General features: G+C 40.1%; 8 protein-coding genes and 3 pseudogenes. 3 read left to right on the top strand and 8 right to left on the bottom strand.

What is annotated here, in order from left to right; genetic code table 11:
- From Q0541_RS23630 to Q0541_RS23610, 5 genes are all read right to left on the bottom strand, one after another.
- Positions 1-1,852 (bottom strand): filamentous hemagglutinin N-terminal domain-containing protein (locus Q0541_RS23630; protein ID WP_298916289.1); only part of this gene is annotated, 1,852 nt, incomplete at its 3' end.
- A gap of 499 nt (positions 1,853-2,351) precedes the next feature.
- Positions 2,352-3,470: a ParB/RepB/Spo0J family partition protein gene (locus Q0541_RS23625; RefSeq protein ID WP_298916285.1), complete on the bottom strand. Its 1,119-nt coding sequence runs from the start codon at positions 3,468-3,470 to the stop codon at positions 2,352-2,354.
- Between the two features lie 488 nt (positions 3,471-3,958).
- The gene (locus tag Q0541_RS23620) at positions 3,959-4,630 is read right to left on the bottom strand and encodes a GMC oxidoreductase (protein ID WP_298916282.1); all 672 of its coding nucleotides are present in this window, start codon (positions 4,628-4,630) and stop codon (positions 3,959-3,961) included.
- Positions 4,631-4,696: 66 nt separating this feature from the next.
- On the bottom strand, positions 4,697-5,686 hold the full coding sequence (locus Q0541_RS23615) for a hypothetical protein (protein WP_298916278.1): 990 nt from the start codon (positions 5,684-5,686) through the stop codon (positions 4,697-4,699).
- Between the two features lie 136 nt (positions 5,687-5,822).
- Positions 5,823-6,086 (bottom strand): hypothetical protein, encoded by a 264-nt coding sequence (locus tag Q0541_RS23610; protein ID WP_298916275.1) that lies wholly within the window; start codon positions 6,084-6,086, stop codon positions 5,823-5,825.
- Between the two features lie 379 nt (positions 6,087-6,465).
- Here Q0541_RS23610 and Q0541_RS23605 point away from each other — a divergent pair, with 379 nt between their 5' ends.
- Both Q0541_RS23605 and Q0541_RS23600 read left to right on the top strand, forming a co-directional pair.
- On the top strand, positions 6,466-6,600 hold the full coding sequence (locus Q0541_RS23605; protein WP_298916272.1) for a hypothetical protein: 135 nt from the start codon (positions 6,466-6,468) through the stop codon (positions 6,598-6,600).
- Positions 6,601-7,439: 839 nt separating this feature from the next.
- On the top strand, positions 7,440-8,555 hold the full coding sequence (locus Q0541_RS23600; RefSeq protein WP_298916269.1) for a carboxylate-amine ligase: 1,116 nt from the start codon (positions 7,440-7,442) through the stop codon (positions 8,553-8,555).
- Positions 8,556-9,360: 805 nt separating this feature from the next.
- Here the strand turns inward: Q0541_RS23600 and Q0541_RS23595 are convergent.
- Positions 9,361-11,391 carry a S9 family peptidase gene (locus Q0541_RS23595; protein ID WP_298916266.1) on the bottom strand — a complete coding sequence of 677 codons (2,031 nt, stop codon included), beginning with the start codon at positions 11,389-11,391 and terminating at the stop codon, positions 9,361-9,363.
- A gap of 127 nt (positions 11,392-11,518) precedes the next feature.
- Positions 11,519-11,756 (bottom strand): annotated as a pseudogene (locus tag Q0541_RS23590) (hypothetical protein); the annotation flags it as partial.
- On the opposite strand from Q0541_RS23590, the pseudogene Q0541_RS23585 reads away from it, so the two are divergent.
- Positions 11,753-11,845, top strand: a pseudogene (locus Q0541_RS23585) (glycerol acyltransferase); the annotation flags it as partial. The pseudogenes Q0541_RS23590 and Q0541_RS23585 overlap by 4 nt on opposite strands.
- A gap of 507 nt (positions 11,846-12,352) precedes the next feature.
- Here the strand turns inward: Q0541_RS23585 and Q0541_RS23580 are convergent.
- Positions 12,353-13,839 (bottom strand): annotated as a pseudogene (locus Q0541_RS23580) (ISLre2 family transposase).
- Between the last annotated feature and the right edge of the window lie 189 nt (positions 13,840-14,028).

Genomic DNA, 14,028 nt, shown 5'->3' with positions numbered 1-14,028 from the left:
CCGCCCCATCTTGAACAAGTAATTTATCGGTATTAATCGTCAAGTTTCCTGCATTCCCGGTTGATATTAATTCGGCTTGAGTATATAAGCCACTGCTAGCCTGACTTTTAGCAGAGGTGCCAATCAGTTGTACATCGTTAGCGGTGACAGTTAGAGAACCCCCCTTACCTGCTCCAAATGTACCATCACCCACCCTTGCACCATCACGTACAAGCAAATGTTGAGTATTAATTGTCAAGTTTCCTGCATCTCCGGTTGAGCGAGCATCTGCAAACAAGCTGCTGCTAAAGCGACCATCAGCAGAGGTACTAATCAGTTGCATATTATTAGCATTGACAGTTAAAGAACCCCCCTTGCCTGCTCCAAATGTGCTAGCACTCACTTGTGCGCCATTTTGCATAAGCAAATGTTGGGTATTAATCGTCAAGTTTCCTGCATTTCCGATTGTCTTAGTTCGAGCAAACAAGCCACTGGGAAACTCACCATCAGCAGAAGTGCCAATGATTTGCACATTATTAGCATTGACAGTTAAAGAACCCCCATTACCTGCTCTATATGTGCTGACACTCACCTGTCCGCCATTTTGCATAAGCAAATGTTGGGTATTAATCGTCAAGTTTCCTGCATCTCCGGTTGAGTAAGCATTTGCAAGCAAATTAGCAGAAGTACCATCAGCAGATAAACCAATGATTTGCACATTATTAGCATTGACAGTTAAAGAACCCCCCTTGCCTGCTCCAAATGTGCTGACAGTTACGTGTGCGCCATCTTGCACGAGCAAATCTTGAGTATTAATTGTCAAGTTTCCTGCATCTCCGGTTTTACCTGGGTAAGTAGCAGAAAAAAAGCCACTGGGAGACTGAGCATCAGCAGAGATACCAACTAGCTCTACTGACTCAGTAGCATTGACTACTAACTTTCCACCTTTTCCTGCTCCCAAAGTACTTGCCTCAATTTCTGAACCATCGCTGAGGGTGACACGCCGACCCTGCACTTGGATATCACCGCTACCTACACCACTAGCATCTACTGCTGAAAGTTGCGATAGTTGAATATTGCCAAAGTTTTGCACTCCATCGTAGCTCAAGGAAAAACCTTTAGTTATCGGTGTAAGACTAACCAGACTGTTATCCCCTACGCTGCCCAACTCTATCCTTCCTCCTGCCGTCTTCAGTGTTGCTCCCTCTAAAAAAATATCACCACCCACCAACGCTAAGGTTTCATTGGCTGGCACTCGTAGCGCATTTGGTGTGTCAATCAATTCATCTGTGAGCCTCACACCCTGACCATTGCCCTTAACTTGAATTGTTCCTGGATTTGCCCCGTATTGCAAACCTATTGGTACATTGATACTTAGTAGAGATGTAGATTGAGGATTTTTTGCACTGAATTCAAAACCATCGGGAAATTTCAAGCTACTTGCAGTGCTGGCAATAAACGAACCGCCAATGTCTAACTGTGCATTTTGACCAAATATAATCCCATTCGGATTTATCAAGAACAGGTTAGCTGTACCATTAGCACGAATTAACCCATCAATATTAGAGAGAGACTTTCCTGTGACTCGGCTAATAATGTTTTGAATATTCAGACTATTGTCAAAATCAGCTGTACTCCCAGTGGTCAAAGAAAATTCACTAAAGCTGTGGAATAAATTGCTTCCAGCAGTAGTTCCGCCTTCAATTTTTATAGTGTTGTCAATTTTTTGAATATTAGAATTAATGGGTAGAGTACTATCTGGTGTGATTTGAGCGTAGGCGCAGCCCGTCGTAGACATCGCACAATTACCAGCGCAAATTATTCCACTGGTAATGGCAATATTTAACCATTTGAACAAGTCTAAATCTCTCATTGCCCTAAATATAATTTTTATTTAGTTTCTGGATTGTTTACTTCAACTTAAAAATCTTAAAAATTTTGCCACAAAAATTTTAGGTTGTTAGATAAAACTATTTGTTTATCTATTTTTTCTATTAGATAAATACCAGCTAAATCTCTGATACTTTACGTTCAGCGGAGTTTGTTGAATTTATTAAAGAGAGTTTATATCAAAATCATCAAAATTAATAGTATTATAAAACTCGTAAGTGCCTAAGTACACGTTACCGGAAAAAGGGGTCGGAAATAGAGGAAGATATTTTTTGTATGGTGGCAGGAGAAACCAGAATATGCAGGGACGTATTTCACACAACTAATTTCACTAATTGATTCTTTAATACCTTTGCGAATAGTTTTTCTATCCCATCCTAATTGTTTTTGAACTAGCAGTTTCCTCCGTGACCGTAGAAGACATCACAGTTTACGCTTGTCAACGTAATCTTGCTGAACCTTTCAATTAAGTTGCTGTTTCTTTAAGTGAGCAACTTCCCAATTTCATCTAATTTCTGTGACAATATTCCTTGTAAAGATTGAAGTTCTTCACGATTAGCATTAGCTAAAGTCATCTCAGATAATCCACTACTGATTTTTTGAATAATTACTTTTATTTCTTTCGATTCTAATTGTTCTGATGTTAAATACTTAGCTTTAATACTTTTAATTAAATCACGTGTCTCAGGTACAGTTAAACTTTCTTTTAATACCTTTTCTGTTGCTTTTATTCGTTCTATAGCTGCTTCTTGTTCAGAAGTTTTCAATATTTTTGATGATAATGTTGCTAATGCCAATGCGTGAGCGCCTTTGAGTTCTTGATGACGAATTGCTTTTTTTAAATCTTCTGGCAAAGATAACATTGGTAAAAGATTGGACTTAACAGAAGCAGGATTCAACCCAAATTCTAAGAAGACTAAAAATAAAGCTTGCTCCTCGTTAATAATACCCAATACTTCTAAACCTTGTTGTTGCTCCTCACTAGTAGCAATTAATAATTTTGTTAACTCTTTGACTTGATTATGACGTTCAAGTCGCTTAAGTACAGCAGCAAGACTTGTAGTAATCTCATCAAATTCTAAAGCAGTTGATTTGGTGATCTCTTTAAATATTGCTTCTGCCTTATCTAGTGGATTTAAATCTTCAAAACCTAAAAAAGTCAATAATGATGATTGGTCTAAATCTTGCGGCTGAGGTACGATTAATGCCCGAATAGTCTCCCATCCTAGTAGCTTTGCTGCTGACCAACGTAACTGCCCGTCCAAGAGCATATAACGACCATGATCTTGAGCCACTAAAATTACTGGTGTAATCTGCCCATGTTTTTTAAGTAATCTCGCTTTTGCTTGAATAGACTCTTGTGTAATTGTCTGTCGTGGCTGATTAGGGTTAGGGTCAATTAAACCTGTATCAATGCCAATCTCACCTATTTGCGTTTGCAATTGTTCCCGCAGTTTGGTAATTTGTGTCTCTAATTCTGGTGATTGCAATGCACGCAACCTTTCTACTTCAGTTTGTAAATCTGTAATCCTTTGTTCTTGATCGGTTTTCTGTACTGCCACTTTAAATTTATCGCCGATTTGCGGTAATAATTTTGCCATTATTTTTCCTTAATTAATGCAATTAGATCATCAACAATTAATTTGAAATCTTTGGAAGCAGGATGCTTGGGACGATATTTGTGCGATAGTAATCCATAGGCACTAGCATTTTTAAACTCGTTAAAACTCCGAATTTTGGAATACAACTTTATACCTAATCTCTTAGCAATTGCAGGTAACTGTAGTATTAACTATCTGTTTCATAATAAATTATTTAGCTTCGTTTTACTATATAAATTTTTTGTCGGATTTTAAAATATAACAAAAATTAGTTTAAGAATTTTATTAAATGTCGTATTTTAAAATACGACACTAAGGCGTCTGAGCAATTACAACCAGATAACAGAAGTTTCTATACCAACTTCGTTGACCAAGTCAGCCTTGTGATTGCTTCATTGCAATGAGGTTGTAGAATTAATTATGTTTGACTACTTACAGCATTCCAAGTCATATCAAACATAAACCGCTCCGCGTCTTGGCGCTCCCTATCACTTTGCAATTGCTTTCTGTAATCGCTGTGAAACACCACTTGCGGCTTTAATTAAATCGGCTGCTTTTTCGCCAAGCATAATAGTGGGCGCGTTTGTATGTCCTGTGATTAGAGTTGGCATGATGGACGCATCAACAACACGCAATCCTTCAACTCCATGTACCCGTAGTTCAGGGTCTACAACCGCCATTGGGTCAGTTCCCATTTTGCAGGTGCCGACCGGATGATGCACCGTATTGCAAGTTTCCCGGGTATAAGCTTCGAGTGCCTCATCACTAATCACGTCGGCACCAGGAGCAATTTCCTCACCCCGAAACTCATCAAAGGCACGGGTCTGAAACAATTGGCGGATTAATTTAATTCCAGCAACTAGCTTTTTCACATCGGATTGGCTTTGCAGATAGTTCATCCGAATTATTGGTGCATCTTTGGGGTCAAGGCCACGCAAACTGACACTGCCAATGTTTTCCGGATGGGTCAAAACGACTTTCCCTGAGAATCCCAAGCTAGAGTTGCGACAATCAGGAGGTGACGACAGAATGAGACCGAAGATCATCTCTAAATCTGGTGCTGCGTCTAGATTACCTTCGCTATGCAAAAACAATCCGGCTTCACCTGCCCCATTACTGGTAATTTCCGTGTGTAAATGCTGAGTTGCCTCGGATGACACAAAAACAAGAACGTACCTCTCACAGATGCCTGTACCCTTAGCTTTTGCAGCTTCGGTAACACTCCCCTATTTGCAGTTAACCCCCGCTAATTTCGGAAAAAACTCCTTCGCAGCACAAGACACTAACATAGGATCTTCAATAGGGGGATTCGTTTTTGGAACAATGTGAGAAGCGGTAACTTTTTTGAGAGTCCATTGAAAATCTTCTCTCTTATTATTAGCAATGCTTTTTGTTTGAGTGTAGAAATATTCGCCACGAGCCAAACGATTAGAACCTTGTTGTGCATCGCACTTATAGGTATCATGCATATCCGATAAAGGTTTGTTATCTTTTGTGCCTAAAATTATTGTCATTGGTGTATTGAAGGTCGTTTTCAAGTCCACAGATGACAGTTGATCTCCGGTTTGTTTATTGAAACCGCAAGGATAGTCCGTATGCTCATCAGGTATTGTGTATGAACCAGCCTCTGCGGCGATAGCCTTTTTGATGTGTGCATGGGGCATAAAGATGACCATTCGATGTACGAACTGTGCGCCAGCAGAGTGACCATAGAGATAGTAATTGGTTGCGTTGACTTCGGTGCTTCTTTTCACGAAGTCAAAAATATTTTCAATTTCAGTAAACGCCCATTGGTTTCGAGGATTTAGAATCTTCAAATCTTCTGTAAACATATTGCCAAGATTATACCCTGTAGCTAATGGATACCACTTTTGCTCAAACTGCGGAGCAAGCAGGATAAAATTTGGGTTGCTGCTGCCCTTGCGGTTGTAAATATTTCTCCAGTCATTTCTATAATCTTCAGCATTCCGTTTTTCGCCATGCATGGCGAATACCACTTTAGTATTTGCCTCCAATTGATTAGGTAGGTAGTAGTAAACAGGGATAGAAAAATTGCCAGCTTCAACCTTGTAAAGAAAACAACCCTCTCCTTTTTTCAACACCCTTAAAGTACAACTATTATCTGAATGTGCTGAGACTGATCCAGACACGTTGAGGAGATGAGCGAAATTAAAGTAGAGGAAAGCAATCGTAATGAAAGCAAACAACTGTTTCATGAACTAATACCTCTTGAGATGGCAGACACCAAACAAGGTGCCATTGTGCGAGTATGGAGTGACGAGCCGTATTGTTCTAATAAAGTTTACTAAAACAATAGCACCTAGAAGCGCGAGTACTCGGATATGCGGATGTTTAAGTACTTACATACTCCGGTATCCGCGATATATTATTACAGGTGCTAAATGAGCGATCGCTCTTTCTAGCTTGTCTATGCAACGCTCCGCTTGGTGCTTGCCAGTTTTTTAGAGGAAATGTGAGATGTGCCTGGAGCGATCGCCTACGGTGGGCGGGTACGCCATCGCACTGAGAGACTTGGTAATGGGATGCGACGGCGCTCTTCGCGATTGCCTCAAAGCAAATGGTATAAAATGCTTGAATCAAACCCAAAGTAAGCAATTAGTTGCTGGAGTTTCTTACTTTTGTAGCCACAGTCAAGTAACATCAATACTTTCGGTTACATCAATATATAGTCAGTAATTACACGTTTTGGCTCTTTCGTGATGTGCTGCACAAGGGAGTGCTGTTTATGACCTTAAGATTAAGTCCCTCGACTCGACTCGTCCAATACAGATATTAAATTGGGAACGCAACTTTTATGTCTCGGTAGAAGCGTTTTCAGATTTTAGAAATGCGCGATATAACTCATCTATTGTATATAACAATCGTTCGGCTTTTTTCTCTAAAGGAGCGAGATTCTGATCTTCACAAGGCTATCGCTTTTTACAAAACTTGACATGATGCAATATAAATCAAAAAACTTTGCAAATCATGTAGAATGCACTTCAAGCAAATTGCCAGTGCCAAAACATTTTTTGATGGCGAGAAGAAATTAACTCAGATTGCCAAAAAAGCGCTTAGTGATATTGTGGATACACAAAATCAGGAAGATAAAAATAAGCGATTGCAATGACAAAGTATAAAACTACGGATTTGCTAATTTACATTGTCTGCTCAAAATGCGGAGTTGAACATTACTTTGAACTAGATTCTCTAGCTAGAGGCAAAGAACACTGTAAGTATTGTGAACAGTGTAACGAAAAGTTAGCTTTATAAACTGAGTTATAAATGAGCAAGGTAGGCTGTAATTACCACCAGATATAATTATGTTTTTTGTCTAATAAAACTTCTACAATATAATCCGTAGTTTAACCTTACAGTGTGCCAGAGTGTATCCCAGACAGAAAAGTACAGACGCTCGCGGACTCGCTAACGCTTCGCTATCATACTACGGTTATAAATTGGGTGAAGGAGGCAGGTAACATCTTAACAGAACAACCGGAAACAGAAGAGATACCAGAGGTCACAAAAATAGATGAACTCGAAACTTTTTTTGGCTCAAAAAAAATAAAGTTTGGTTATAGATAGCCGTCAATCACAGTGATTTAGAAGTTATAGCTTGTATATTAGGAGATAGAAGTTTAGAAACATTTAAACTTTTGTGGCAGAGAATAAAGTGTTTGAAGTCTTATTTTTACGTCATAGATGATTATAAAATTTATCCATATTTTGTTGATTTAGTTGACCAGCTTGTTAATAACACATACAGCTGCATGTTTTTTAGGTACATTAACAATTTATTTATATACAAAAATTAAAATGATCTAGAAGTAAAGTTAAGCCGGTCAAAATTAGGCTGGATAAAAGCCAAATAAATTCATATATAAGTAGTAGAATACAAAACAGAATTTTAACCAGATAATTAAAACCTCGTCTAATATTAAAAGTTAGTCCTTTACAGAGACATTTTAGATGGTATCCCAGCCAGAAGACTTCACTATCGGTGTTGAAGAAGAATACCAAATTATTAACCCCATAACTCGTGAGCTTTGCTCGCGTCAACAGCAAATTTTACAGATAGCCGAGAAAGTTCTTGGAGAAGAGGTACAAGCTGAGGTTTATCTGTCGCAGATAGAGATTGGCACACCCGTCTGTAAAACGCTGGCAGAAGTCCGCGCAGAACTTGTACGTTTGCGGCAAGAAATAATTGCAGCAGCAGCCAAAGACGGGAACCAAATCGCTGCCGCTGGGACGCACTCGTTCTCTTCGTGGTCAGAACAGCAGATTACGCCCAAAGAACGCTACCAAGGGCTAATGCGAGATTACCAGCAACTTACCCGCGAACAAATGATTTTTGGCTGTCATGTACACATTGGTATTAGCGATCCTCAGATGGCACTTTCTGTCATGAACCGCGCACGAGTCTGGCTAGCACCCCTTCTGGCGCTAGCTGCTTCCTCGCCTTTTTGGATGGGTATGGATACAGGATATGCAAGTTACCGCACGGAAATTTGGGGGAGGTGGCCGATATCAGGGCCGCCATTAATTTTTGAGTCACTTGCTGAATATCAAGCGCTTGCAGAAGCTTTAATCGCAACAGGCAGTGTAGAGGAGGCAACAAAGATATACTGGGATGCACGTCTGTCTGAGCGTTACCCAACAGTAGAGTTTCGCGTCACAGATGTATGCATGACAGTAGACGAAGCAGTAATGGTTGCAGGACTGGTGCGTGCCTTGGCACGCACGTGCTACGAACAAGCAAAAATAGACGAACCATTTCCGGCTGCACGCCATGAAGTTATACGTGCTGCTCACTGGCGTGCTGCACGCTATGGATTGGATACAGAACTAATAGACGTTGAAGCAATGCGTGCTGTCCCAGCGCAGAATTTGCTTGAGAAGTTTCTAGCCTTCGTGCGTCCATCGCTAGAAGAGTATGGAGACTGGGACGAGATTTCATCGCTTGTGCAGCAGACAATGCAGCATGGGAATGGTGCAACACGGCAGCGTGAAGTGTACAAGCGTACAGAATGCCTAGAGGATGTAGTGGATTTCATCGTTGCCCAGACGGCGAAAGGTATTGCTTAACTTTTTAGATGCCGACTTTAGCGCTCTTCCATCACTCTAAAACTGTACGTTTGCTCATTTTGAGGGGTGGGAGAAAATTAAGTTTTGCACTGCCTTCAATGTAGCTGATAAAGAGATTCTGAAACCTATCCCACTAATAATATTTGTGCTAAAAAGCTTAAGCTTATTGAGAACGGAAGGGAGCAACGCGAAAAAGTGAGATCGGGGTTTAGTTCTCAATTATACCTCTATATTCTCAACAAAACTTGGTTTTTTAGTTGCGATCGCATCCCGAAACAAGCTATATACGTCCCAGGTTGCAGCACCTCACAAAATCGCGTTGCTCCCCTTCTTTCTTCCCTACTCCCTACTCCCTACTCCCTACTCCCTATTAGAGCGATACAACGCTGCCAGTGTTATTTATCGTAATCGGATTGAAAACTTTGATGATCACTTGATGCTGACCGCAGCAGGATTATGGAACTTCTACTTGATGGCTGCTTAAGAAAATCTGGTGTCGCAAGATCACCATTGCCTCACTCATCTTTTATTTCCCGACAACTCTATTAATAATATAACGGTCTATTAGATTGGGTGCGATTGCGTCCCATCCAATGGGCGGTAAAACCCTTGTTAGTAGCGATGAGGATAGCACTATACATATTTGGCAAATTAAATAACTGCATTAGCCCTATTCTAGGCGTATGGGAACTTCTAAAAGGAGAAGCTGGTTACGGATACAGCACTTTCCTCCCTCTTCATCGGAGCTTTTCGTTTGTCTCTAGCTTTGCTCCTAAATTCAGAAGCACTAAATTCTTCTTCAAGACTATTTTCCAGTAGTTACGGTTGAGGGAATCAAGTATTTATCATACCAAGCTAAATAACGTTCTAGGACATCACGTTGATAACTCGGTTTGCTGATCCCGTGGGACTGTCCGGGATAAACTACTAACTGAGTATCGATTCCGAGACTTTTCAGGGCTTGATACATCTGCTCAGAGTTGTGCAGTGGTACAGAACCATCCTTGTCACCTCCCAGAAATATTGTCGGTGTAACAATTCGGTTAGCGTGAAGAAATGGGAAAGAAATTCGCAGCCATCGATCAAGGTTCTTCCACGGTACGCCTAACTCTTGTTCTTCGTCATAAATATACTCATCTGTACCGTAGGTCGCAAGAATATTTGATTCACTAGCCCCACTAACTGCGGCTTTGAAGCGAGTATCTTGAGCAATAGTATAGTTGGTCAACATTCCCCCATAACTCCACCCGCCAATTCCTAAGCGCGATGGCGAAGCAATTCCGGTAGCGATCGCATAATCAGCACCAGCAATAATATCTTGAGCATCTTTGTTTCCCCAGTCTGCATAAATCGCTTTGGAGAAGGCTTCACCTCTTCCTGAACTCCCGCGTGGATTAACACCGACAACGACATAGCCTTTGGCCGCAAACAGTTGCCAATTAAACATAAACTGATTTGTGAACTGCCCCACAGGTCCGCCGTGCAGCATCAGCAGTGTCGGGTATCTCTTCCCTGACTGAAAGTTAGGTGGCTTGACGAGAAAGCCGTGAATTTCTGTTCCATCTTTACTATGAAAGCTGATTTCATTTGTAGTTGCTAAATTTAGCTGAACTAGCAACTGATCATTTTGGTGCGACAATAGACGCAAATCTTTACCTTTGAAGGTGAAGACTTCATTTGGTTGTTGTGGCGTTGAAAAAAGTAAAGCAATTTTGTCATCGCCTCCTAAATCAAAGTCACTGATATTTCGTCTTCCTGCTAATAAGCGCTCAATTTTGCCACCACCTACGGGTATTTTTGCAAGGTGAACGTTGCCATCGTCTTCGATTAAAAACAGTATTGATTTCCCATCTTTTGTAAAACGCGGTTTGACAACATTGCGATCAAGGCTGGAAGTCAGTAGACGCGGAGTGCCCCCAAGGGCAGGAATCACCGCTAGATGGTAAACTGCGTATTCAATGAGCTTGGGTGAACCTCCTTGAAGATAGGCAATTGACTTCCCATCTGGACTCCAAGCTGGACGGCTACCCCAATCAGGATCGCAGTCAGGTCCAGAAAAAGTGGTTAGCTGGCGGGCTTTTGCTCCAGGTTGGGCAGCGATGACATAAAGATCCCAATTATTGTTGCGCTCGCTATTTTCACCGCGTTTGCTCACAAAAGCAATATTTTTGCTATCACTTGACCAAGCAGGTAAAGACTCATTAAATGAACCTGGGGTGAGAATCTCTGTTTTGCGAGTTGCTAAGTCCAATACATAAAGATGTTCTCGACTTTTGTCGATAAAACCGACACCATCTTCAAGGAAGTGAAACAGATCGATAACAATCGGTGGTGGGGTTTTGCCATTAAAGGGAGTTTCTGGAGCTGGTTGAGAGGCAATTACGGCTAGTCGTTTACTGTCACCAGACCAGACAAAATCGCTAACATCACCAGCAAAGTCGGATATTTTTTCGGCTTCACCACCTGCTAGGTTGAGCAACCAAATTTGCTGTTTTCCAGATTCACGGCTGGAGATGAAAGCTAGATACTTCCTATCTGGGCTGAACCGAGGGTTATATTCACTATCTTTACCGTTAGTTAAATGTAACGTTCGGGAAGCATCCCAAGAAGTCATGTAAATATGTTTTTCTTGTGTATCATTTTTCAAATCCGTATTAGTTACTGTGTAAGCAATCCAGTCTCCAGTGGGAGAAAGTTGGGGATCGCTTATTTGGCGAAAGCCAAACTGATCCTCGATTGTCAGCAGACGTTCTTCTTGGGCTTGAGCCAAAATATTTATACTGAGTGTCATCGCTAAAACACTACTTGCTAAAGCGATTTTTGCTAGCTTTTTCATAACTACATATCATAACTGGGGTTCGTACATTTTTTTTAAATTAGAGAATTTGCTATAGCAATCCTAAATCATTTGTGAAAAATCACAGTTGTTGATCTGGTGAAAGTTGAGAGGTAAGGATTCAGGTCTAATATTGCGGAAGTAAAGAAGGGCGAGACTGAGGATTAATAGAGTCAGCAAGTAGAGCTTGTACAAAAAAATCAATTCCCTTCCGACCTTGACGGCGATACGGCAGTCGCTTCAAGTCGGCAGAGCCGCCCAACGCGCTGCCTCAAGTCTGCATCACCGTCAACTTTCTTGGCAGTATGTTAAAACCGCTCCATCAAACGGGAACCACCACTCACCTTACGTTTTGTGACAGCCAAATCCTCTACCTGTGCGGATTCATACTCGTGTATGTCATCCAATTACTTTTGAAAGATATGGCCAAGATGCAGCCAAGGATCGTAATTTCCCAGTAGATTATCCAAGAGAAGTGAATCAAGTAAACCTGTTAACGGGTTTAGGAGAGCGTAGGCGTAGCCAGGCGTTGGCATCGCCTTACTGCAAAGCGATCGCCAACGCCTTCACTTTCCTTTTTTCCTCTTAGAAATTCTTGGGTATTCATTCACACAAACTATACTTATCCTCAAGAGATAAGGAGCGACGATCAAGCGATGCCTACGCTTGCTTCCATTGCACTTACTCCAGGGAGCAACGCGATTTTGTGAGATCGGGTAAAAAAAGTGCGATGCCTTCGGCGGGCTACGCCTACGCTAAAACTTACATTTCTGTATAAGGTGATTTTATTTGCAATTAACATACGTAATTGCACGAAAAGCCATCTTGATGAGATATCTCAAAAAGATTGCTAGTAAATTATTTTACGATTATTTCCAAATATATTTGCAATAAGTCTTTAAGACTTGGTATCAATTATGGCATAAAATCAATTAAATGCCGAATTAAAGTATAAAATTTATCAGGACATTTTGGGTTTGATAAACGAATTAAAGATAGAATTACAAAAATTATCCCAACTCTTAGCTATCCATTGACAACGTAGGTGCAACATAATTTCTGCGTTATCTTGAAGCCAAAACTTACTATTACCTTTCATCCGTAAATTAACAACTTGACGAATCAAACTTTCAACAGCACCACTACCAAGAGGTAATTTTCGAGACGCGACTTCGTTATACTTTAAAAGCCTCCGTCGGTAAGCTTTTAGAATATAGTTTCGCTCTCGTACCAAAATTTGAAGACGCTCTCCGCTTGCCCCGGAGATAAATTCATCCATGTTTCTAATTAAATTTAATGTTTGACCTTTCTTTAAAGTTTTTCGCGTCTAAACCATTGTTGTCGCTCATTATTTGTGCTAAATGCAGCATCAGCAAAGTCTTGTAAATGTGATGTTGCGTGATAAAAGTCTAATAATTGATAAGTTTCAAGTGAGCATTTTAATTTTTTTAGTAAAGGAGGAATGTGTATCCATATCCATTCTGCCCCATCAGCAATCAATAACACCTGCTTGGCTTCACTTATACCCAAATTTACCAAATACATCTCTAAAATTTTGAGGAATTCTTTATAACCAGAATACGTGCCATCATTAGTAATAGGTATTGCGGATGTTCTAATTTTTTTCCCTTGCTCATTTACTACATAAATTGTTAGTAACTTTGGCTCCATCCATTCACCGACAAAACCATGACGGTTTGTTTTGTTACTGCGTCTACCTTTTTTGTTAAACCTAATTTTAGTTCTTCCACCATCTACAGCGATTACAACTCGTTGTTCTTTGAGAACATTACTATTAGATAAGTGACCCATCTCCAGATTTAATATTTTTGATTGGCGTAGATTAATACCAATTTCACCAAAAAGGTAAGTCAGGCGTTCGATTCGTTTTAAACTAACATTTATTCCCCAATCCATTAGCGTCGAACGTGCTGCATCGAAACAACTAGCGAGCGCACCATATTTTGCGATTATTGACCAGACTAAAGGGGTAATACCTTCAGACATCCCTAGCCACTTTAAAAACGGACAAAATCCTTGATTTGAGGCTTTTATTTTTTGCTCATTGAGTGAAGAATTATCAGATTCTTTACTTGTGGGATTCCGTTCAAGTACATAAGGTAAATTTAAAGTTACTTCGACATTTCCAATTGTTGTTATTTGTCGTTTTTTACAACCATGCTTTTGTGTATTTAATTTTCTCCACCCCTGTGTTTGACTAACAGAATAGTTAAGAATTTTTGGGGATGTTGAAAGGTTATATAATAAAATAGCTATACATTGACCTGCTAAAATTATTGCCTGTTCTCTAATTTATTCTTCTCGCTCTCTCAGCTTTTTCCCATTCCACTCTCTAATATGAGAAAATTCTAAAAGTTTTGTAATATTCAATTCAAAAGTTTTTACTGATTTGTTTAAATCAAGAGTTGCACATATATTTTTTGTCATGAAAGGTAGGCATTCCCTATATGAAAACATTATTTAAAGGGAATCTTACCTTTTTTGTCGTCATCACAGAGCAGGTAAAAAATTTTTAAATATTTCTACGTAATCCTAGGTAATAAATATTTTTTTATTGAAGAGAATTATTCGCGATCGCACCTTTTTTGACCGACTTCACAAAATCGCGTTGCTCCC

Source organism: uncultured Nostoc sp., from assembly GCF_937863485.1.
Classification (GTDB): domain Bacteria; phylum Cyanobacteriota; class Cyanobacteriia; order Cyanobacteriales; family Nostocaceae; genus Nostoc.
This window is presented reverse-complemented; position numbering and strand designations above follow the sequence as displayed.